Origin of the sequence: Brucella rhizosphaerae, from assembly GCF_002252475.1 — a bacterium.
In the GTDB taxonomy this organism is placed as follows: domain Bacteria; phylum Pseudomonadota; class Alphaproteobacteria; order Rhizobiales; family Rhizobiaceae; genus Brucella; species Brucella rhizosphaerae.
In genome coordinates, this window is sequence record NZ_NNRK01000023.1 from 1 (window position 1) to 20,575 (window position 20,575).

The window sequence follows — 20,575 nt, forward strand, 5'->3', positions numbered from 1 at the left end:
CTTTGCGACACCATTGGCCCCTTTGGTGCCGTCATTACCGGGCTGGTTCGATCGGCCGCCCCATCCTCCACCTCGAGCATGCGGACCGCTGCCGCCTTGCCCCCCAGTACCCTCCGAGGCTGAGGTCGAATTTTTACCCCCACCGCCACCGCCACCACCGCCTGAATAGGAGATGGCAGCGGCACCGGCGCCCCCCGCCCGAGGGCGACTGATTGCATGTTGCCCGCCAGACCCGCCATGACCTGACACCTGCTGCGCCAGAACAGGAGCGGTAGACAATACAACAAGGCCTGACAAAGTAGCCATGGTTGCGACAGCAGCAAGAACGCAAGACATCGCTGTCGATGCTCTGAGCAATTGTCTTCGGATTTGAATATTGAGGCTTATCTGCTCGACAGAACCTGTCTGTCCGCGATGGTATCGAGTAAGGACATAAGCTTTGCCTTGTCCTGAATCAAAATCAATCATTCCTCGCCGCCCCGAAATATATTCAAATCAGCGAGTAGTTTCTGGTGTGTTTCCTTAAATCAGCAATAGCTTTAGGACCAATCGACATACAGGTTCAATGAATCAACAATTCTGAACCTTAAAAGAAAGCCTTCACCACCCGGTAAGATGGTGAAGGCAAGCATTGCGGGCCTAAAAGATCAGATTAAGCAAATACAGTCGCAATTGCCTTTCGGGTGGCATCGACAATTTTATCGGCCTCTTCGCGTGTCAGACACAGAGGTGGTGCAAATCCGAGAATATCGCCTTCAGGCATGGCGCGAGCGATAACGCCGTTGGCAAGAAGTGCTGTAGAAACCTGCGGGCCAATTTTCAACGATGGATCGAAAAACTTGCGGTCGTCACGATCTTCAACAAACTCGATAGCAGCCATCAACCCTTCACCGCGCACTTCACCAACGTGCTTATGACCGCCAACGGCATCTTGCAACGCCTTGCGGAAATAAGCGCCGGTCGAACCCGCATTTTCCACGAGGTTCATTTCATCGATGAGCTTGAGATTGGCAACGCCAGCCGCGGCACAAATCGGATGCGCCGAATAAGTCCAACCGTGACCGATCGGCCCCATCTGATCGGAACCCTGTACCAGCACCTGCCACATGCGGTCAGAAACGATCGAACCGGAAAGCGGTGCGTAGGCCGATGTCAGCCCCTTGGCGATGGTGATCAGATCAGGCCTCATTCCATAATGATCTGAGCCGAACATAGTGCCAAGACGTCCAAAGCCGGTGACCACTTCATCAGCGACCAGCAGAATGTCATAACGGTCAAGAACCGCCTGAATTTTCTGCCAGTAACCCGCAGGCGGTGGCACGATACCGCCCGTACCAAGAACCGGCTCACCAATAAACGCAGCAATTGTATCCGGCCCCTCAGCGAGGATCATTTCTTCGAGCTTGTCCGCACAATGTTGCGCAAACTGCTCTTCGCTCATCGAGCGATCCGCACGACGGAAATAATAAGGAGATTCCGTGTGCAGTATCGGCGCACGAGGCAGATCAAACGCGTTATGGAATGTTGCAAGACCGGTCATGCTTCCCGTCATGACGCCGGAGCCATGATAGCCGCGCCAGCGCGAAATGATCTTCTTCTTTTCCGGGCGGCCAAGAATATTATTGTAGTACCAGATCAGCTTGATGTTGGTTTCATTGGCATCAGAACCCGAAAGGCCGAAATATACGCGGCTCATATGTTCAGGTGCGCGATCAATGATCATCTTGGCGAGCGTAATCGATACTTCGGTGCCGTGGCCGACATAGGCGTGATAATAGGCAAGCTTGCGTGCCTGTTCGGCAATCGCATCAGCTATTTCTGTACGGCCATAACCAACATTGACGCAATAAAGGCCAGCGAAAGCATCCAGACTCTTGCGACCGTTCACATCGGCAATATAAACACCCTCGCCGCCTTCAATCACGCGCGTTGGCGTTTCACCACGTGCATGCATTCCCATATGCGTGGACGGATGAAAGAAATGATCGCGATCCCAGGCGGTGAGTTCGTTGCTAGTGTTCAACATGGTTATGTTCCTTTCCTGTCGCTACGCTTTCACGCAGCAGTATCAATGCAGAGATATTTGAGTTCGGTGAAGGCTTCGATGCCCTGATGTGAGCCTTCTCGGCCAAGCCCGGATTGTTTCCAGCCACCAAAAGGGATCGGCGCACCGGTTATTTTTGCGCGATTGATGGCCACCATTCCGTATTCCAGCGCGCGCCCCATTCGCAGCTGCCGCGCACCGTTCGATGTCACCACATACGCGACGAGGCCATATTGCGTAGCATTGGCGCGGATGATGACTTCTTCTTCGTCATCAAAGACCGAGATTGCAGCGACTGGACCAAATGTCTCTTCGTGCATGATCGTCGCGTCGTCAGACACATTGGTCAGCAATGTAGGCTCGAAGAATAGCGTATGGTCACCAATCCGCTTGCCGCCCACTTCGATGTTGGCGCCGCGTTGTTCCGCATCGCGAACCTGTTCCTCGATTTTATCAACCGCACGACTATGCATCATCGGTCCGATTTCGACATCCGCATCAAGGCCATTACCTGTTTTCAAGCTGCATATACGCGCTGCAAAAGCTTTCGTGAAAGCCGGAAGAATATCGCGCTGAACAAAGATACGGTTGGCAGCAAGACAATCCTGTCCCGAAGTTGCAAACTTCGCGGCCATGGCCACATCAACCGCACGGCCGACATCGGCATCATTGAAAATGATCAGAGGCGCGTGCCCGCCAAGCTCCATCACAAGCCGTTTGACAGTTGCTGCACATTTGGTGGCAATCAGCTTTCCAATTTCAGTGGAGCCCGTGAAGCTCAATGCCCGCACGCGGTCATCGCGGCATAGCACATCGACGATTGGAGCGGCCTTGCCAGTCACGACATTGAAAATACCGGACGGAAGTCCGGCACGTTCTGCAAGCTCGGCCAATGCGAGCGCTGAAAGTGGTGTTTCCGACGATGGGTGCACGACAACTGGACAGCCTGCGGCTATTGCCGCCGCCGCCTTTCGGGTGATCATGGCGTTTGGAAAATTCCAGGGTGTCACAAGACCCACAACGCCCAGTGCTTCGCGCCGCACCAGCATTTCCGCGTTGGGCAGATGGCTTGCGATGGTTTCACCGTTAAGGCGCTTACCTTCTTCTGCAAACCATTCGATGAAAGCCGCGCCATAATCGATTTCACCACGCGATTCATCCAGCGGCTTGCCCTGCTCAAGCGTCATCAGCAATGCCAGATCTTCGCGGTTTGCCAGAATGAGCTCATACCAACGACGCAAAATCGCAGCCCGTTCCTGTGGCAGCTTATTGCGCCATTGAGGAAAGGCCTTTTCTGCGGCATTGATGGCCAGTATTGTTTGTGCGTCACTCAGGCTTGCGACGCGCGCCAGCCGTTGCCCGGTTGCCGGGTCGAGAACGGCAAAAGTCTCAGCCTGTTCTCCCGCAACCCAGCGCCCGTCGATATAAGCGAGCTCGCGAAAAAGATGTTTGTCCCGAAGCCTGCTAAGCCCGTCATGTTGTATCGGATGATCCAAAACGGCATTCATTGTGCTTCTCCCAATTCTGGAAGAAACATCTCACAGGATGAGATTGCATTCGGACCAAAGGCGTGACAGCGAACAGAGGAATTGGACTAAACTTGCTAGTCAAACAGCTCGTTTGGACTATTCAACAATGTCGGACAGCAGTGACAGCGGCACACCGGTCTTCTCATCTTTGACAAGCTTGGTCACGATGTAAGTGAAATAGCGCTCGATGCCGATATTCTGATCCAACAACCGATCAATAAGACGCTGATAGCCGTCAATATCGCGGGCCATTATCATCAGAAAATAATCTATGCCCCCGCCAACCGACCAGCACGAGACAATCTCGGGAATGACTGCAATCGCGCGCTCGAAGCGGTCGAAATCGCTCTGGCGGTGATTGCCAAGCGTTATCTGCACCATCACATGCGCGATAGGAGCAATTTTGCGATAGGCAATTCGCGCATGATAGCCCGTAACAACGCCCGCCTCTTCCAGCTTGCGCAGCCGCAGCCAGCACGGGGTCGGTGACAATCCCACCTGCTCGGCAAGTGCAAGCTTGGTGATCCGCGCGTTCTGTTGCACCGCTTCCAGAATGCGAAGATCGACAGCATCAAGCTTGATGGCGGATTTCATTATATCGGTCCAATATAAGTGAGCATTTGCATTTCAAGGCCATTCTCATTGGCATGGTCGCATATCGCAGGCAAGACCACGCCAATAAAAAGTCGGCTTCGATCAATATTGTAATGATCCAATATAATCATTGACACGATGTAATTGGTCTTTCACACATATAGGCAAGAACAAAAATCAAATATATGGGGAACGAGAATGCGACCTGACGGTTTCGCATATGGTGCTTTATTGCGCCCTCAATTTGCTTGTCTGATGCGAAGAAGCGCTTTGTTCAGTGCAGCTCTCCCCATTTCAACACCGCCTGGAACGGTGGTGTGAATGTCGGGAAATGTGTCGCAAATGATCAATCTCAACGAAATAGAGCAAGCACAAGACAGGCTGAACGGCCACGTCAAACGAACGCCGCTGATCCGCTCCGAAAGCCTCAGCAAACACTCAGGCGTACCGGTTTTTCTCAAACTTGAAAACCGTCAGCCAACAGGCAGCTTCAAACTGCGCGGTGCAACAAATGCAGTTCTCAGCCTGTCTGAGAGCGAACGTAAGCGCGGACTTGTCACCGCCTCCACCGGCAATCACGGACGCGCATTAGCGCATACTGCATCTACACTGGGATTGACGGCCACAATCTGTCTTTCATCGCTCGTGCCGCGCAACAAGGTCGAAGCTATCCGCGAGCTGGGCGCTGATGTGCGCGTCATCGGTAAATCTCAGGACGATGCGATGGAAGAAGTCGTGCGTCTTGCGCGTGATGAAGACATGAATGCCATCCCGCCCTTTGATGATCCCCGCATTATCGCTGGTCAGGGAACCATAGGGCTGGAAATTATAGAAGACCTCCCCGAGCTGGACACAGTGCTTATTCCACTTTCGGGCGGAGGACTTGCCGCCGGAGTGGCTGCTGCCGTGAAAGCAAAACGCCCGCAAGTGCGGGTAATTGGAATTTCAATGCAACGCGGTGCTGCCATGCAGGCGAGCCTTGAAGCGGGTAAGCCGGTCAATGTTGAGGAACTGGATACGCTGGCGGATTCTCTTGGCGGCGGAATTGGTCTCGACAACCGCTGGACCTTCACCATGTGTCGCGCCCTGCTTGATGATGTGATCCTGCTCGACGAGGAAGAGATTGCCGCAGGCATCCGCCATGCAGCGTTGCAGGAAGGCGAGACCATTGAAGGAGCTGCGGCTGTCGGCATTGCCGCCTTGCTTGCCGGAAAAATCAAAGCTTCCAGTCCAATCGCGATCATTATTTCGGGCGGAAATATTGATCCCGAACAGCATCGCGCAATCATGGAAGATAGCTATCGGAGGGCTGGCTGATGGCCGAAATGCGAATTCTCACCGAAACTGATTTGCGTCAGATTATATCGCTGGATCTTGAAAGTGTGACTTGTGTGGAGGACGCTTTTCGTGCGCTCGCAAGCGGAGGTGTTAGTATGCCCCCCATCCTGCGCCTCGATATTCCGACCGAACGCGGCGAAGTCGATGTGAAAACCGCCTACATTCCCGGACTGGACAGCTTTGCTATCAAAATCAGCCCCGGCTTTTTCAATAATCCTTCCATCGGCCTGCCATCTACCAATGGGCTGATGATCCAGTTTTCAGCCAAGACCGGACTGATCGAAGCGCTGCTGTTGGACAATGGATATCTGACCGACGTGCGTACAGCTGCGGCTGGCGCAGTAGCCGCAAAATATCTGTCGCGTGCCGACGCAAATATAGCCACTATCTTTGGTGCAGGCATGCAAGCCAGGCTGCAATTGCAAGCGCTCACGCTTGTTCGCCCGATTAAGGAAGCGCGTATTTGGGCTCGCGATCATCTGAAAGCAGAGCAGACGGCCAAAGACATCACCGATGCGCTTGGCATTCCAGTCAAAGCCATGGCCGATGCGCGCGAGGCCTGCCGCGATGCGGATATCATTGTCACGACGACCCCTTCAGAAACGCCGCTCCTCAAGGCTGAATGGCTGGAACCCGGCCAACATATCACCGCCATGGGCTCTGATGCAGAACACAAGAACGAGCTTGATCCGTCAATCTTCAAACGCCCGATCATCTATGTCGCGGATAGTCTGAAACAGACACGCAGGCTCGGCGAATTGCATCATGCAATCACCGCAGGGACTGTCGCATCGGATGCAACCTTCCCGGAACTCGGCCAGATTATTCTTGAAGCCGAAACGTTTCACCGTGAGCCCGACGCCATCACGGTCTGCGATCTGACCGGAACAGGTATTCAGGACACAGCCATTGCCCGTCTCGCAACACAGCGTGCAAGCGCTCACGACGCGGGCGCCAAAATCGATTCAAACAAAAAAGCAGGAGCCAGCCGATGAGTGCGGAACTCAACTTCACCCGCGCGGAATACGACCAGCGCGTTGCAAAAACCCGCCGTGCAATGGAGAAGGCAGGTGTCGATCTTATCATCGTCACCGACCCATCGAACATGCACTGGCTCACCGGTTATGACGGCTGGTCCTTCTATGTCCACCAATGCGTGGTGCTGGCGATGGACGGCGAACCGATCTGGTACGGTCGCGGTCAGGATGGCAATGGCGCAAAGCGCACGGCTTGGATCTCACACGACAATATTATCGGCTATCCGGATCATTACGTCCAATCGCTGGAACGTCATCCGATGGATCTTCTGGCTTCGATCCTTGAGGAAAAGGGTTGGGGCAACAAGACGATAGCCGTCGAGTTCGATAATTACTGGTATACGGCTGCTGCACATCACGCCTTGCAGAAGCACCTCCCAAATGCCCGGTTCAAAGATGCGCAGGGCCTCGTCAACTGGCAACGTGCAATCAAAAGTGCGACCGAAATCGACTATATGCGCAAGGCTGGCCGCATCGTCGAAGCCATGCACCAACGCATCGCTGAAAAGATCGAACCGGGTATGCGCAAATGCGATCTCGTGGCGGAGATTTATGACGCAGGCACTCGTGGCGTCGATGGTTTTGGTGGCGATTATCCGGCAATCGTACCCTTGCTGCCATCTGGCCCGGATGCATCCGCACCGCATCTTACATGGAACGATCTGCCCATGAAAACCGGCGAAGGCACGTTCTTCGAGATTGCCGGTTGCTACAAGCGCTATCATTGCCCGCTTTCGCGCACAGTCTTTCTCGGCAAGCCAACACAGGCTTTCCTTGATGCTGAAAAGGCGACGCTAGAGGGCATGGAGGCCGGTCTGGCGGCGGCTCGTCCCGGCAATACCTGCGAAGATATCGCCAATGGCTTTTTTGCGGTCTTGAAGAAATACGGCATCATCAAAGATAACCGTACCGGTTATTCGATCGGTCTGTCCTATCCGCCGGATTGGGGCGAACGCACCATGAGCCTTCGTCCGGGTGATCGCACAGAACTGCAACCGGGCATGACCTTCCATTTCATGACGGGCCTTTGGCTTGAAACCATGGGGCTGGAAATCACCGAGAGTATCGTCATTACCGAAACAGGTGTCGAGTGCTTGTCGAATGTGCCACGCAAGCTTCTGGTCAAGGATTAAGGTGTCGCGATGATGCATACTTCGCCGCCTTTCCGTCCTTCTCCGATCACGGCGACCGTCGATCTTAATCGCGATGGCGTGCAGCACGGCCACTTGCGGCTACCCTGGTCACGAGACGATTCCGCGTGGGGTTCGCTCATGTTGCCCATTTGCGTCATTCGCAATGGCGACGGCCCCACAGCCCTTCTAACGGGCGGCAATCACGGTGATGAATATGAAGGGCCGGTTGCACTCTACGATCTCGCCGCCAATCTGAAACCGGCTGAGATCAATGGGCGCGTTATCATTGTGCCTGCTATGAACTTTCCAGCCTTCATGGCCGGAACACGCACATCACCGATAGACAAAGGTAATCTCAACCGCAGCTTTCCCGGACGCCCGGATGGAACGGTTACGGAAAAGATCGCCGATTATTTTACGCGCTATCTGCTGCCCACAGCCGATATCGTCATGGACTTTCACTCAGGCGGTCGCACACTTGATTTCCTACCCTATGCGGCTGCCCATGCCCTGCCCGATACGGCTCAGGAGGCGCATTGCTTCGCTGCCGTCAAAGCATTCTCCGCACCCTTTTCGATGCGGATGATCGAGATCGATGCTGTAGGCATGTACGATACAACTGCAGAAGAAGCAGGCAAAGTCTTTGTGACGACAGAGCTTTCCGGCGGCGGCACGATCTCGGCGCGCACAGCAACAATCGCCAAACGCGGAATTCGCAACCTTTTGCGTCATGCAGGCATTCTGAAAGGTGAAGTCGAACTGTCTCCCACCATATGGCTCGATATGCCGTCGCAGGAATGCTTCGGCTTCGCAGATACAGAAGGGCTTCTGGAACCACTTGTCGATCTTGGTGCAGAGGTGCGCAAGGGCGATGTTATCGCCCGCGTTCATTCTGTTACCCGTACCGGTGGCGCACCGCAGGAATATCGCGCTGCTCTCGACGGCATTCTTGCCGCTCGTCATTTTCCGGGTCTGATCAAGATGGGCGATTGCCTTTCAGTGATCGCAACAATCAGTGAGGAACCAACCTCGTCTTAAAACCAGTTCATATAGACCAACTGAAAAGCCGGACATCCAAACAACCGGCATCCATAAAGAGGAGTGAACACCATGCGCATCAAACTTCATACCATCTCTGCCCTGCTTTCCGCAGTGGCATTCGTAGCCCTTACCATCCCATCACAAGCCGTCACGATTGACGACCTGAAAAGCGCTGGTTTTGTACGTGGAGCAACCGCCAACGAAGTGCCTTACGGTTACATGGACGCAAGCGGTGCCGCCAAAGGCATTGGCCCGGATGTTGCTGCAGCAATCTTTAAAAAGCTCGGAATTGAGGAAGTTGACTGGACCGTCACACCATTCGGCTCGCTCATTCCCGGATTGAAGGCCAAGCGCTTTGAGTTTGTCGCCGCCGAGCAGAACATTCTGCCGGATCGCTGCAAGCAGGTGCAGTTCACTGTTGCCAATTCCAGCTATGGTGAAGGTCTTCTGGTGCCCAAAGGCAACCCAAAGAAAATCCATTCCTATGAAGACATCAAGAAAGATCCGTCTCTGAAAATTGCGATTGTTTCGGGCGCAGATCAGATCGACTTCCTGCATGGCATGGGTATTGATGAGTCACAAATCATCATGATTCAGGGCAATGCTGACGCGCCATCCACAGTACAGGCCGGTCGTGCCGATGCTTATGCGGCAACCGAATTGACGGTGGCTAACCTTGTTGCGAATTCCCCGGAACTGGAGCAGGCGCATCCGTTTGTCGATCCGGTTGTGGATGGCAAAGCTGCACGCAGTTTCGGCGCTTTCAGCTTCCGTCCCGAAGATAAGGACTTCTTTGAGGCCTTTAACAAGGAACTCATCGAATTCAAGAAAACCGATGACTACGCCAAAATCCTGATGACATACGGGTTGAGCGAAGAGAGTGTCAAAGCGGCACGTACAGTTGATACGGCGAGCCTCTGCAACGCAAAGTAACACCATTTTCGCCCGCCGAACCATGATGAATGGCTCGGCGGGCCCTGTCTCATCTCTATCGGGAGAAGACCATATGCACTGGACGGAGTATCTTCCTGCCCTTTTCAAAGGCGCACAAATCACCGTCGTTCTTGCACTGAGTTCGTTGGCTATCGGCACCCTGCTGGCATTCGCTGCTGGCATCGCCCGTTTTGCAGGTGGGCAGATATTATCAACGATTGCGGTGGTTTATATCGAGATATTCCGTGGCACCTCGCTGCTCGTGCAATTGTTCTGGCTTTATTACGCCCTGCCACTGATCGGCATTTCGTTCGATCCGCTCACGACCGGCATCATGGGGCTCGGCCTTAATATTGGTGCCTATGGTGCGGAGGTGGTGCGCGGCGCACTGAAGTCTGTTCCAGAGGCACAGCACGAAGCCGCCAGAGCCCTCAACTTCAGCAAAGGCCATACATTGTTTCATGTCATTCTGCCGCAGGCGATTGTCGAGATGATGCCGGCTTTCGGCAATCTGGCCATTCATAATCTGAAAGATACAGCACTCGCCTCGCTTATCGCGATCAGCGATTTGACTTTTCAGGCCCAGCGTTTGCGCAATCTGACGCTCGACAATGTGACGATCTATTCGCTGACACTACTCGGCTATTTCGCAATGGCCCTGGTGCTCGCCTCCGCCATCCGCTGGCTTGAGCGGCGACTGAAGCGCCAGACAATGGCAGGAGGTTTCGCATGATTTATGGTTATGCCTGGGACACCTCGTCCACGCTATCCTTTGCGATTTCCATTCTGCCAATTCTGGGGATCGGCCTCACCGTAACCCTCAAGGCAGCAGCCACAGGTTTCGCGATTGCGCTGGTACTTGGTCTTGTCTTCGCCCTTTTGCGTCGAAGCCCTTACAAGATCATTTCGTGGCCAACAGTTGTTGTTGTGGAATTTTTGCGCGATACGCCGCTGCTGGTTCAGCTGTTTTTCCTCTATTACGTGCTTCCCGTCTACGGCATCGTATTGCCCGCATTCCTGACCGGCGCGTTGGCTCTCGGCCTGCAATATTCGGCCTATACATCGGAAGTCTATCGTGGGGGCATCGAGGCCATACCGCGTGGACAGTGGGAGGCTGCACGCGCGTTGAACCTCACGCCCTGGCGCACCTATCGCGACATCGTCATTCCTCAGGCTGTGCCGCGTATCACACCGGCCATGGGCAACTATCTTGTGTCTATGCTCAAGGAGACGCCTGTTCTGTCTGTCGTCAGCATCGTCGACATGCTCAACCTTGCCAATCTGATCGGCGATCGTACCTTTGAATATCTCGTGCCACTCTCGATGGTCGGCCTGATCTTCCTCATCCTGACACTTATCTGCTCGGCAGGCATCCGACTGCTCGAACGCACACTTCCAAAGAACGGGATCGCTCTCAAATGACCCAGGAAATTATCCGCTTTCAGGACGTAACCAAGCGCTTCGGCGCACTGACTGTGCTGGATCAATTCAATTTCTCGGTCAAGACGGGTGAGAAAGTGACGCTGATCGGCCCATCAGGATCAGGCAAGTCTACAGTGCTTCGCATTCTCATGACGCTGGAACCATTTCAGGAAGGCACGCTGGAGCTTGCCGGAACGTCCTATCATGAGCCGAATGGCAAGGGACCGTTTCAGGCAAGCGAAGCCCATTTACGTAAAATCAGATCGCATGTCGGCATGGTGTTCCAAAGCTTCAATCTGTTTCCGCACATGTCTGTATTGCGCAACATCATCGAAGCGCCTGTTCATGTTCTTGGGCTGAAGCGGGACGAAGCCGAGGCACGCGCACTCGATCTTCTCTCTCTTGTTGGTCTGACAGACAAGAAGGATCATTTCCCCTCACAACTTTCGGGCGGTCAACAGCAGCGCGTTGCAATTGCGCGTTCTTTGGCTATGCGTCCGCGTGTTCTGCTCTTTGATGAACCGACGTCAGCACTTGATCCGCAGCTTGTCGGCGAAGTTCTTGCGGTCATTCGTAGTCTCGCACAGGAACATGATCTGACCATGCTGCTCGTAACCCATGAGATGCGCTTTGCACGTGAAGTCTCTGATCGTGTCTGTTTCTTCGACAAGGGACGCATCTGCGAACAGGGCACGCCGGAACAAATATTCCAGTCGCCGACCGAAGATCGGACGAAAGAGTTTCTGCAATCAGTTCTATAGCGCTCAGGCTATAGAACTGACGTCATAGACAGGCGGCAGCTGCGCGAAGGTTTCGCGAATAGTCTCAAGTGCTGTCTGCAAGGCGGATTGCGAAAGTCTTCCGCCGAGGCAGATGCGAATACCGCCATCCCCCCGCTCACCACCCGCCACAAACGGATCAGAAGGTGTGACAGCAACACCCTTGCTTGCCAGCGCGCGGACCAGACCATCCTCAGACCAATTACGCGGTATTTTCAACCAGGCACAAAGTGACAGCGGATTGCTGCCTGCAATGTGAGGCCCCAGAATGTCAGCAACCAATGTCTGCCTTGAGCGCAATTCGTCACGTTGAATATCCAGAAGTTCAGCAACCGTTCCATCTTCGATCCAGCGACTGGCCATCTCTGCAACAAGATTAACGCCACTCCAGCTCGTCACCCGTAAGATCGACGTCACTCGAATGGAATAATGCGCTGGCACAACGAGATAGCCTGTACGCAAACCCGTCATAACGGTTTTGGTGAAGCTGGTTACAAAGAAGCCCAACTCCGGTAGCAATTCCGGCATTGACGGCAGAGGCTCTTCGAGGATCGACTTATAAACTTCATCTTCAATGACACAAACGCCATATCGCCGTGCAATGTCTGCGACTGCAATACGCCTTGCAGCACCCATCAGATGACTGGTCGGATTGCCAAGCGTCGGGATGAGGACAAGCGCCCTTATATCTCCTGCCTTACACGCCGTTTCAAATGCATCAGGCAATATGCCTTCTCTATCCGTCGGTAGCGCGCGCAGCGTGAAACCAAGCACATTGGCAAGGCCGATGATACCATGGTCGGTCAGGCTTTCCGTCAGCACCACTTCGCCCGGTTGCACAACCGCTGCGACTGCGAGAAACAGCCCGTGTGCTGCGCCATTTGTGATGATGATCCGACCCGGATCGACATCCACTGACAAACCGCGCAACCAGTCACGCGCGATATTGCGGTGACGATCCAGCCCTGCAATCGGACGACACGGACGCATGAAGCTCGCATTGTCCGACTGGCTCATTTCCTCAAACAGTCGCCGCGATGCACTCTCATGCGCGCCCATGTAAACTGCGCGGATAATGGAAAGATCAGCGATACCACTGGGATCACGATCGAGCATGAAACGATCTGCGCGTTCGGTCACGCGATTGCATACATAGGTACCGCGCCCCACCTCTCCGCGCAAATAACCACGCCGCTCCGCTTCCTTATAACTGATACTCACCGTCTGCACGGATAGCCCCAGTTTGTGTGCGAGATCACGATGCGTTGGCATCCGCGTCTCGGGTTTAAGAACACCCTTCTCGATATCCTCAACGATCTTTTCGGTCAGAAGCCGATGTTTTGTGGTTCCTTTGCGCATCTCCAGCGCAGGTTGCCACACATCGAAGGTTACAAGATCATTACAAGACATCGATTGTCCTAATTTAACAGGAGTGCACCCCATGACAATTTATCTCGCGGTGAACGAGATTTGAAGTGGCTAATGCGAGACAGCAGAGATTATTCGATGTTTTGTGACACACATCACAAATAAAAGCGGCCCGCCAGTATCACTGCGGGCCGCTTTGTCGTGGTTGTAAAACTACTATGTTCAGCTCAATACGATACCGCCATCGACATTGAGACTCTGGCCGGTCACGAAGGCTGCGTCATCAGATGCAAGGAATGCGACCGGACCAACCACATCTTCGGGGTCACCAATGCGTCGCATGGCCGTCTTCTCCTGCCATGCTTCACGTATTGCGACGTCCTCAAGATTGACGCGACCCATGTCAGTCAGAATGATACCGGGGCAGACGCAGTTGGCGGTAATGCCGAAGGTTCCCACTTCCTGCGCCAAGACACGCGTGAACCCCATGACCGCGGCTTTTGAGGCTGAATAATGCGCCTGTTCCGGCGCGCCATGCTTGCCGCCGATGGAGGCAATATTCACAATACGACCGTACTTCTGCTTTTTCATATGAGGCAAAACTGCCTGAACCACCAGAAATGTGCCCTTGGCATTCACATCAAGAACGCTGTCCCAATGTTCTTCCTTGAGATGCTCAACGTCGCTGGCAATCAGGATACCCGCATTGTTGACCACAGCATCGATACGGCCAAACGTGTCGATGGTCTTCAGTACCATGGCCTCAACATCGGCCTTGCGGCTGACATCTGCATAAACGCTCAATACACGACGACCGGCTGCTTCGATTTCCGCCGCAACCTCTTCCAACGCGTCTTTCTGGCGTTCGATATCGTTGATGGCTACATCAAAACCGCGCTTAGCCATACCAACAGCGATGGCACGCCCTATTCCACGGCTGGCACCTGTGACGAGAGCTATTTTTGCCTGTTCGGTCATTTCATCCTCCAGAAATCAAAGGGCGGTATAGCCGCCATCGACGGTCAGCACTGTGCCCGTCACAAAGCTTGCCGCGTCCGACGCGAGAAACAAAACTGCATTGGCGATCTCACGCGGTTCACCGAGCCGTCCCTGCGGCGTCATGGCGAGCCATGTCGAAAACCATACCTCGTTGCTGCGGCCTGCAAGCGTCAATTCTGTTGCGGTGTAGCCGGGAGCCACCGCATTTACGCGCACGCCTTGCTTTGCCCATTCAACAGCCAGCGACCGGGTAATCAGATTAACGCCCGCTTTTGCGGCATTGTAGGCCACCTGCGGTTGAGGATAGACGACAATCTCACCGCACATGGATGAGATATTGACAATAGCACCCCGACCAGCCGCAGCCATACGTTTGCCAAATGCTTGCGCGCAGTAGAAAACGCCATTGAGATTGACGTCGATCACCGCCCGCCAGTCATCTTCTGTGACATCGCTGGCGGCGGCATTTCTGACAATACCGGCATTGTTGACCAGAATATCCGGCACACCAATCTCGTTGGCAACTGCCTCCGCCACCCGTTCAGCAGCATTCTTGTCTGTTACATCGAGCACATATAATCGCGCTGACGCGGCTCGTAGTGCGTTGAGTTCGGCAACAGTCGCCGTGCCTGCAGCCTCATCGCGGTCGGTAATGATAACATTCGCACCGGCCTCGACGAAAAGTTCGGCGATAGCGCGTCCAATACCTTTCGCACCGCCGGTAATGACAGCACTTTTACCCGTCAGCTGAAAATCCTTGAGCATTCTCTTCTCCCGAATATCTTACTCAACTGCCACGAACCGATTTTAAAGCCGGGTAGAGCGCGCGATACTGTTGATAAATCTCGTTATAGATCGCCGTCTCACGCGGACGTGGTTCAATGCGGGTGCCCGGCTTGACCATGGCTGCGATGCCGTCATCAATGCTGGCAAAATGGCCCGCACCGTGAGCCGCCAAAACAGCGGCACCAACCGAAGGCGCATCGCGTGACTCTGGCACACAAACTGGTAATCCAGCCGTGTCGGCATGGATTTGCAGCCAAAGGGGTGACGCACTTGCCCCACCGCCAACAGTGATTTCCTGCCCGCGATAACCAGCATCTGCCATGGCATCAAGGATGGCACGTGTACCGAAACTGATGCCTTCCATGATAGCCCGGAAAACATGGTGTGGCTCGTGCGCAAGTGTCAGACCGACAATTGCCCCACGTGACAAGGCATCGGTATAGGGTGTGCGATTGCCCTGAAAATGGTCTTGCACCAGAAGCCCATCTGCACCCGGCTCAAGAGTGGCGGCCTTGCGGTTCAGTTCTTCCATATCCATGGTGCCGTTCATCATGCGACCCAGCCAGGCAATAACTGAACCCGTCGATGTCTGGCCACCTTCAATGATATAACGTTTAGGATAGACCATATCAGGATAACTGCCCCATATACCGGGCGCATGAAGCGGCTTGTCTGAAACGCCGAACTGCAAATGAGATGAGCCGGTTATCAAGGCAAGCTGTCCCGGCTTGGCAACGCCAAGACCGATCATACCAATCAGCGCGTCGGCACCGCCCTGTACGACTTTCACCTTCTGCGAAAGACCGAGTTCAGATGCAGCGCCTGCACTCAGATTAGCAATCACTTCACCGGGCGCGACCACCCGTGACGGCCATTTCTGCAACAGCTCTTGAAGGCCAAGTGTCTCCAGCAGCGTCTTTGGAAATCCGCCGCGATCTGTCGAATAATGCCAGCGCAACGAAACATTATTGAGGCTGGCAGCCTTCTCTCCTGTCAGTCGCAGCGTCATGAAATCCTGATATTCGCAGATGGTTTCTGCTTTCTCGAATATCTCCGGCTCGTTGCGCGCGATCCACAGCGCCTTCGGGATCATCCATTCCGCTGAAACAGGTCCCTGCCCGCCGCCATTCGCCAGAAGCGCTTCATCACCGGTTGCGAGTACGGCTTCAGCTTCAGCACTCGCGCGCACATCCATCCAGATGATTGATGGGCGCAGAGGCTTACCATCTGCATCAAGCGCGACCACTGTGCAACTTGTTGTAGCCAGTGTGATTGCCTCGATTGACGCCGGATTGATCGCGGAATCTGATATTGCTTTGCGCGCAGCCAGAACGAAGGACGACCACCAGTCTTCAGGGTTCTGTTCCGCCCGCGCTCCACTTGAAAATTTCGTTTCATAAGGCACAGCGGCACTCGCCAGACACGTGCCTGAAAGATCATAGACCCGCGCGCGGATACTTTCCGTTCCTCCATCGGCGGTCAGAAAATAAGCCATTCACATCCTCCCAAATGCCATTCCGAAAGCGCCTCCAGCTCTCGGAATGCATCACCGTGCAACCGTTCAATTTAGTCCGCGAAATGCTTCCAGTGCCTTGCCCGCATACATCACAGCCGGACCGCCGCCCATCTCGACAGCAACTTCAAGCGCCTCGATCAACTCCTTCTCGGTCGCACCATGACGGATAGCTGCATCCACGTGATAGAGGATGCAATCTTCGCAACCTTTAGCAACAGCAATGCTGACCGCAATCAACTCTCGCTGGGCAGATGAAAACGCACCCGCAGCCGTTGCAGATTTGCTGACCTTAGCGAAGCCGGACATGAGTTCCGGCGTCGCTTTGGCGAATGCGCCCAGTCGTGACTGGGCTTCTTTCAGACGCAGCTTCACATCAGTCATTCGAATCTCCTGCAAAATTCAAAACCAGATCGGTCACGTCCTTCGCCTGATCCCATTGCGGCATATGACCCGACTGAGCGAGGAAATGAACGCCGATTGACGGCGGCAATGCCGTCACTTGCTGCCACGGGATAATACGATCCTGTAGTCCCACCAGCACACGGACAGGCATTAAGCGCGAAAGCTTTTCCAGTGACGCGATAATGTCAGTTCGTTGCCCTGATGGTCCAACCACGGCTTCTGCCAGATCTTTCAGACGTCCTTTAGCCATAGTTGCAGCAAACTCGGACACCAGCACTGGCGAAAGTTCGACAGGTTTGGCCGCTATACGCCGCAGAAGATGCGTTATCTCGCCCGCTGATGTTGCCTGTGCCATGCCAGAAATAAATCCAGCATCAATCTCGGAGCCAAGACCCGCAGGTGCGACGAGTGTCAGGCTGGTAACGCGGGCGGGATAAGCCGAGGTAAATGCAGTTGCTGCGACCGCACCAAGAGAGTGCGCGACAACATCCGCCTTTTTGATCGACAGAGCATCAAGGAATGCGGGTAGGAACTGACTAAGCTGGTCAGCATTCGCCGCATGGATCGTTGTCAATCCATGGGCAGGGAGATCAGGGGCGATCACACGGAAGCCTGCCCTACGCAGTCCGGATGCGACGTTACTCCATGTGGTCCGGTCACCCGAAAATCCATGAAGCAGCACGAAAACCTGCGCATCTTTGGGGCCGATATCAGTATAAGCAACCCGACCGCCTGCAAGTTCAACAAAGTTCACATCAGCGCCTGCCTGCGGATTTCCTGAAGCCTCCAGAACGTCTTCTTTCTCAACCCGACCTCTGCGGCCCGAGCCTGAAAGCGTGTTAATGTCGATGCCCTTCTGGCGCGCAAGTCTGCGTGCAAGCGGGGTCGCACGAGTGCGCTGATCATGGCTGGCTACCCTTGCTGGCCTCACCACTTCGGACTGCTGAGCGGTCTGAACCGGCGTTTCTGCCGGAGTGACAGCTTCAGCCTTCTGCGTGGCTCGATCTGCCGCTACTTCAATACGAGCTATGGCATCGCCAACAGTTACCATGTCGCCTTCATGGCGCAGGATTTCAACGAGCTTACCACTGACCAGCGCCGGAAACTCAGCAACCGTCTTGTCGGTTTCAATTTCAAGAACGGCTTCGCCACGCTCAAAACTGTCGCCCGCAGCTTTCAACCAGCGAACAATACGGCCCTCCTCCATCGTCTCACCAAGACGAGGCATATCAAGATCGATGACAACATTTGCTTGGTGCGAGCCGGCTGCGGGCGCGGGGTGCGACGCAGCCGGCTCCACCGATGAAGGCGTGCTTTCGCCGCCTTCGTCGGTCCAGTCGGGACCTGTGCCAATATCGATGCGCGCAAGCGGCGCACCGACAACGACATGATCCCCAATTGATCCGATCCATTCATTAAGCGTGCCGTCACCCAGCGCGGGGAACTCGGCGACCGTCTTGTCGGTCTCAATCTCGATGATTGAATCACCGCGCTTGAAATTGTCGCCCGGATTGACGAGGAAGCCGACGATCTTTCCTTCTTCCATCGTTTCGCCAAGACGCGGCATTTTTAGAATACGTTCTGTCATGACAGCATTCTCTCCGCGACCGACCGGATAAGGTCCGATGTTGGTACGCTGCCAGCTTCCAGATCCTGCGAAACCGAAATCGGAATATCCTCACCGGCAACGCGCACGACAGGCTGTTCCAGATAGTCGAAGCATTCTTCTGCGATACGGGCAGAAAGCTCGGCTGCAACGCCTGCCGTCATCACGCCTTCGGAAACAACCATTGCCTTGCCGACGCGCTCGACATGTTCCCGTATCGTATCGAAATCGAGCGGGTTGAGTGTGCGAAGATCAATAACCGTCGCTTCAATACCCTTGGCAGACAGCTTTTCGGCAGCATCCAGCGCATAATGAAGCTGGCGCGAATAGGTTACGATAACCAGATCTTTGCCAGTACGGCGCACCGCAGCCTTACCCCATTCAAGCGGTTCGGCATCAAGATCGACCTCTTCCTTGCGGGTATAGAGCGCCTTGTGCTCGATAAAGACGACCGGATCAGGTTTTGTCAGGCTCTGGCGCAACAAATGATAGGCGTCCTGCACGGTGGCAGGCATGACAAGCCGCAAGCCCGGCGTATGCATGATCCATGCTTCAAGGCTCTGCGAATGCTGCGCACCCGCCGAACGGCCTGTGCCGCCTTGCGTGCGCAGCACCATCGGCACGCCGATCTGGCCACCAAACATATAGCGGATTTTGGCTGCCTGATTGGCTAACTGATCCATGGTCATACCGAGAAAGTCGATATACATCAGCTCCGCAACCGGACGCAGACCGGTCATCGCAGCCCCAACGGCAGCGCCAATAATGGCAGGCTCGGAGATCGGGGTATCGATAAGCCGTTCAGCCCCATATTTTCCGATCAGATCTTTCGTGACGCCATAAGCGCCACCATAGCGACCCACTTCTTCGCCAATGACGACAATGGTGTTGTCTTCAGCCATGGCATCATCCAGCGCTTTACGCAGCGCATCGCGGTAAGTCATGGCAACCATTATGCTTCATCCCTGGAAAGTACGCGGTCGATACGGGTGCGGACGGGTTCCGGCTCTGGCTCGCCCACCGCATAAACGTCCTTGAACATGGAGGTGAGTGGCGGTGCCTTGGACTCGACCGTGAAATCAATGGTCGCGTCCATTTCGGCAGTGATGCCGCTATCCATTGCGTCGAGTGCTGTTTCCTCGGCCAAGCCTTCCGTGACCAGCCGGTCACGTGTGAATTTCACCGGATCTTTCTTGCGACCTTCCGCCTCTTCCGCTTCCGCGCGATACGGGCTCTTGTCCATGCGGGCATGACCAAAGAAGCGATAGCAAGTAACAGACAGGAAGCCCGGCTTGCCGAGGCGCGCATCATCGATCAAGCCTTGCGCTGCGGCCTTAACTTCTTCCACATCGATACCATCGACAATCGCGCCATTAAGGCCGAAAGCATGTGCGCGCTGATCAAATGCCGTATTGGCTGTCGCCTGATCGACACGTGTTCCCATGCCATACTGATTGTTGATGCAGACAAACACGACTGGCAGGCCCCAGAGAGCCGCCATATTCATGCTCTCATAAAGAATGCCCTGTTGCATTGCGCCATCGCCGAAGAATGCGAGCGAAACAGAATTCTTCTTGAGATATTTGCTGGAAAGACCAGCGCCAACGACCGAAGGAATACCGCCGCCGACAATCGCATTGGCACCAAGATGCCCAAGCGCCATATCGGCAATATGCATGGAGCCGCCCTTGCCGTGGCAATAGCCGGTTTCCTTACCGCCGATTTCCGCCATCATCTGCCGGGGATCGGCACCGCGTGCCAGAAAGATACCATGACCGCGATGATGCGTGGTGAACGTGTCCTGCGGCTGCATCGCAGCGCAAACACCAGCTGCGGCTGCTTCTTCACCAATGGAAAGGTGAAGCATAGAACCAGCCGTCTGACCGCGCACAAACAATTCGCCCACGCGTTCTTCAAAGGTGCGGATGCGCCGCATCGTCCGGTAGAGTTCGAGAAGATTAGAGTTACTCGGATTTTGCACGTGCGCCTCCGACAGACTTGTCTGTTGCTTTTGTTTCATGATGTTTAGTTCAATGCCTCACGTGTGC

The 20,575-nt window shown here is 54.5% G+C and carries 19 protein-coding genes and 1 pseudogene; 8 read left to right on the forward strand and 12 right to left on the reverse strand.

The features are described 5' to 3' along the window. From CEV32_RS23905 to CEV32_RS06680, 4 genes and pseudogenes are all read right to left on the reverse strand, one after another. A pseudogene (locus tag CEV32_RS23905) lies at positions 1-468 on the reverse strand (hypothetical protein); the annotation flags it as partial. A 184-nt stretch (positions 469-652) separates the two neighbouring features. Beyond that, positions 653-2,026 carry an aspartate aminotransferase family protein gene (locus CEV32_RS06670; protein WP_094575465.1) on the reverse strand — a complete coding sequence of 458 codons (1,374 nt, stop codon included), beginning with the start codon at positions 2,024-2,026 and terminating at the stop codon, positions 653-655. A 29-nt stretch (positions 2,027-2,055) separates the two neighbouring features. Beyond that, entirely contained in the window at positions 2,056-3,552 is a 1,497-nt protein-coding gene (locus CEV32_RS06675) for an NAD-dependent succinate-semialdehyde dehydrogenase (RefSeq protein WP_094575470.1), read from the reverse strand. Between the two features lie 117 nt (positions 3,553-3,669). Continuing rightward, positions 3,670-4,155: an Lrp/AsnC family transcriptional regulator gene (locus tag CEV32_RS06680; RefSeq protein WP_208620813.1), complete on the reverse strand. Its 486-nt coding sequence runs from the start codon at positions 4,153-4,155 to the stop codon at positions 3,670-3,672. Between the two features lie 354 nt (positions 4,156-4,509). Here CEV32_RS06680 and eutB point away from each other — a divergent pair, with 354 nt between their 5' ends. From eutB to ehuA, 8 genes are all read left to right on the forward strand, one after another. After that, the gene (eutB, locus tag CEV32_RS06685) at positions 4,510-5,484 is read left to right on the forward strand and encodes a hydroxyectoine utilization dehydratase EutB (RefSeq protein WP_094575479.1); all 975 of its coding nucleotides are present in this window, start codon (positions 4,510-4,512) and stop codon (positions 5,482-5,484) included. Further along, positions 5,484-6,500 (forward strand): cyclodeaminase, encoded by a 1,017-nt coding sequence (locus tag CEV32_RS06690; RefSeq protein WP_094575481.1) that lies wholly within the window; start codon positions 5,484-5,486, stop codon positions 6,498-6,500. Before eutB ends, CEV32_RS06690 begins: the two co-directional genes overlap by 1 nt. Then, positions 6,497-7,675: an ectoine hydrolase DoeA gene (gene doeA / locus CEV32_RS06695; protein ID WP_094575483.1), complete on the forward strand. Its 1,179-nt coding sequence runs from the start codon at positions 6,497-6,499 to the stop codon at positions 7,673-7,675. The genes CEV32_RS06690 and doeA overlap by 4 nt, the downstream gene beginning before the upstream one ends. Before the next feature lie 9 nt (positions 7,676-7,684). Next, a complete protein-coding gene (gene doeB, locus CEV32_RS06700; protein WP_094575485.1) occupies positions 7,685-8,713 on the forward strand; it encodes a N(2)-acetyl-L-2,4-diaminobutanoate deacetylase DoeB in 1,029 nt (342 codons plus the stop codon). Positions 8,714-8,785: 72 nt separating this feature from the next. Then, positions 8,786-9,649, forward strand: coding sequence for an ectoine/hydroxyectoine ABC transporter substrate-binding protein EhuB (gene ehuB, locus CEV32_RS06705; RefSeq protein ID WP_094575487.1), 864 nt, complete (start codon positions 8,786-8,788; stop codon positions 9,647-9,649). Between the two features lie 73 nt (positions 9,650-9,722). Continuing rightward, complete coding sequence (ehuC, locus tag CEV32_RS06710; RefSeq protein ID WP_094575489.1) at positions 9,723-10,382, forward strand: ectoine/hydroxyectoine ABC transporter permease subunit EhuC; 660 nt, start codon at positions 9,723-9,725, stop codon at positions 10,380-10,382. Next, the gene (ehuD, locus tag CEV32_RS06715; RefSeq protein ID WP_094575491.1) at positions 10,379-11,071 is read left to right on the forward strand and encodes an ectoine/hydroxyectoine ABC transporter permease subunit EhuD; all 693 of its coding nucleotides are present in this window, start codon (positions 10,379-10,381) and stop codon (positions 11,069-11,071) included. The genes ehuC and ehuD overlap by 4 nt, the downstream gene beginning before the upstream one ends. Continuing rightward, on the forward strand, positions 11,068-11,832 hold the full coding sequence (gene ehuA, locus CEV32_RS06720; RefSeq protein ID WP_094575493.1) for an ectoine/hydroxyectoine ABC transporter ATP-binding protein EhuA: 765 nt from the start codon (positions 11,068-11,070) through the stop codon (positions 11,830-11,832). The genes ehuD and ehuA overlap by 4 nt, the downstream gene beginning before the upstream one ends. Before the next feature lie 3 nt (positions 11,833-11,835). Here the strand turns inward: ehuA and ehuR are convergent, their stop codons facing one another. From ehuR to CEV32_RS06760, 8 genes are all read right to left on the reverse strand, one after another. Continuing rightward, complete coding sequence (ehuR, locus tag CEV32_RS06725) at positions 11,836-13,260, reverse strand: MocR-like ectoine utilization transcription factor EhuR (protein WP_167382756.1); 1,425 nt, start codon at positions 13,258-13,260, stop codon at positions 11,836-11,838. A gap of 180 nt (positions 13,261-13,440) precedes the next feature. Then, positions 13,441-14,196, reverse strand: a complete 756-nt coding sequence (locus tag CEV32_RS06730) for an SDR family NAD(P)-dependent oxidoreductase (RefSeq protein WP_094575495.1) — start codon at positions 14,194-14,196, stop codon at positions 13,441-13,443. A gap of 15 nt (positions 14,197-14,211) precedes the next feature. Then, positions 14,212-14,982: an SDR family NAD(P)-dependent oxidoreductase gene (locus CEV32_RS06735; protein WP_094575497.1), complete on the reverse strand. Its 771-nt coding sequence runs from the start codon at positions 14,980-14,982 to the stop codon at positions 14,212-14,214. Positions 14,983-15,004: 22 nt separating this feature from the next. After that, positions 15,005-16,498, reverse strand: coding sequence for an FGGY-family carbohydrate kinase (locus CEV32_RS06740; RefSeq protein ID WP_094575499.1), 1,494 nt, complete (start codon positions 16,496-16,498; stop codon positions 15,005-15,007). Positions 16,499-16,564: 66 nt separating this feature from the next. Beyond that, positions 16,565-16,900, reverse strand: a complete 336-nt coding sequence (locus CEV32_RS06745) for a carboxymuconolactone decarboxylase family protein (RefSeq protein ID WP_094575501.1) — start codon at positions 16,898-16,900, stop codon at positions 16,565-16,567. After that, the gene (locus CEV32_RS06750; protein WP_094575503.1) at positions 16,893-18,509 is read right to left on the reverse strand and encodes an acetoin dehydrogenase dihydrolipoyllysine-residue acetyltransferase subunit; all 1,617 of its coding nucleotides are present in this window, start codon (positions 18,507-18,509) and stop codon (positions 16,893-16,895) included. The genes CEV32_RS06745 and CEV32_RS06750 overlap by 8 nt, the downstream gene beginning before the upstream one ends. Further along, complete coding sequence (locus tag CEV32_RS06755; protein WP_167382757.1) at positions 18,506-19,480, reverse strand: alpha-ketoacid dehydrogenase subunit beta; 975 nt, start codon at positions 19,478-19,480, stop codon at positions 18,506-18,508. Before CEV32_RS06755 ends, CEV32_RS06750 begins: the two co-directional genes overlap by 4 nt. After that, on the reverse strand, positions 19,480-20,508 hold the full coding sequence (locus CEV32_RS06760) for a thiamine pyrophosphate-dependent dehydrogenase E1 component subunit alpha (RefSeq protein ID WP_094575665.1): 1,029 nt from the start codon (positions 20,506-20,508) through the stop codon (positions 19,480-19,482). Before CEV32_RS06760 ends, CEV32_RS06755 begins: the two co-directional genes overlap by 1 nt. Positions 20,509-20,575 lie beyond the last annotated feature (67 nt).

What these genes read in the sequence shown, in the direction of transcription:
- CEV32_RS06670 (WP_094575465.1), bottom strand. Translation starts at nt 2,026, where the DNA reads ATGTTGAACACTAGCAACGAACTCACCGCCTGGGATCGCGATCATTTC.
- CEV32_RS06675 (WP_094575470.1), bottom strand. Translation starts at nt 3,552, where the DNA reads ATGAATGCCGTTTTGGATCATCCGATACAACATGACGGGCTTAGCAGG.
- eutB (WP_094575479.1), top strand. Translation starts at nt 4,510, where the DNA reads ATGATCAATCTCAACGAAATAGAGCAAGCACAAGACAGGCTGAACGGC.
- CEV32_RS06690 (WP_094575481.1), top strand. Translation starts at nt 5,484, where the DNA reads ATGGCCGAAATGCGAATTCTCACCGAAACTGATTTGCGTCAGATTATA.
- doeA (WP_094575483.1), top strand. Translation starts at nt 6,497, where the DNA reads ATGAGTGCGGAACTCAACTTCACCCGCGCGGAATACGACCAGCGCGTT.
- doeB (WP_094575485.1), top strand. Translation starts at nt 7,685, where the DNA reads ATGATGCATACTTCGCCGCCTTTCCGTCCTTCTCCGATCACGGCGACC.
- ehuB (WP_094575487.1), top strand. Translation starts at nt 8,786, where the DNA reads ATGCGCATCAAACTTCATACCATCTCTGCCCTGCTTTCCGCAGTGGCA.
- ehuC (WP_094575489.1), top strand. Translation starts at nt 9,723, where the DNA reads ATGCACTGGACGGAGTATCTTCCTGCCCTTTTCAAAGGCGCACAAATC.
- ehuD (WP_094575491.1), top strand. Translation starts at nt 10,379, where the DNA reads ATGATTTATGGTTATGCCTGGGACACCTCGTCCACGCTATCCTTTGCG.
- ehuA (WP_094575493.1), top strand. Translation starts at nt 11,068, where the DNA reads ATGACCCAGGAAATTATCCGCTTTCAGGACGTAACCAAGCGCTTCGGC.
- ehuR (WP_167382756.1), bottom strand. Translation starts at nt 13,260, where the DNA reads ATGTCTTGTAATGATCTTGTAACCTTCGATGTGTGGCAACCTGCGCTG.
- CEV32_RS06730 (WP_094575495.1), bottom strand. Translation starts at nt 14,196, where the DNA reads ATGACCGAACAGGCAAAAATAGCTCTCGTCACAGGTGCCAGCCGTGGA.
- CEV32_RS06735 (WP_094575497.1), bottom strand. Translation starts at nt 14,982, where the DNA reads ATGCTCAAGGATTTTCAGCTGACGGGTAAAAGTGCTGTCATTACCGGC.
- CEV32_RS06740 (WP_094575499.1), bottom strand. Translation starts at nt 16,498, where the DNA reads ATGGCTTATTTTCTGACCGCCGATGGAGGAACGGAAAGTATCCGCGCG.
- CEV32_RS06745 (WP_094575501.1), bottom strand. Translation starts at nt 16,900, where the DNA reads ATGACTGATGTGAAGCTGCGTCTGAAAGAAGCCCAGTCACGACTGGGC.
- CEV32_RS06750 (WP_094575503.1), bottom strand. Translation starts at nt 18,509, where the DNA reads ATGACAGAACGTATTCTAAAAATGCCGCGTCTTGGCGAAACGATGGAA.
- CEV32_RS06755 (WP_167382757.1), bottom strand. Translation starts at nt 19,480, where the DNA reads ATGGTTGCCATGACTTACCGCGATGCGCTGCGTAAAGCGCTGGATGAT.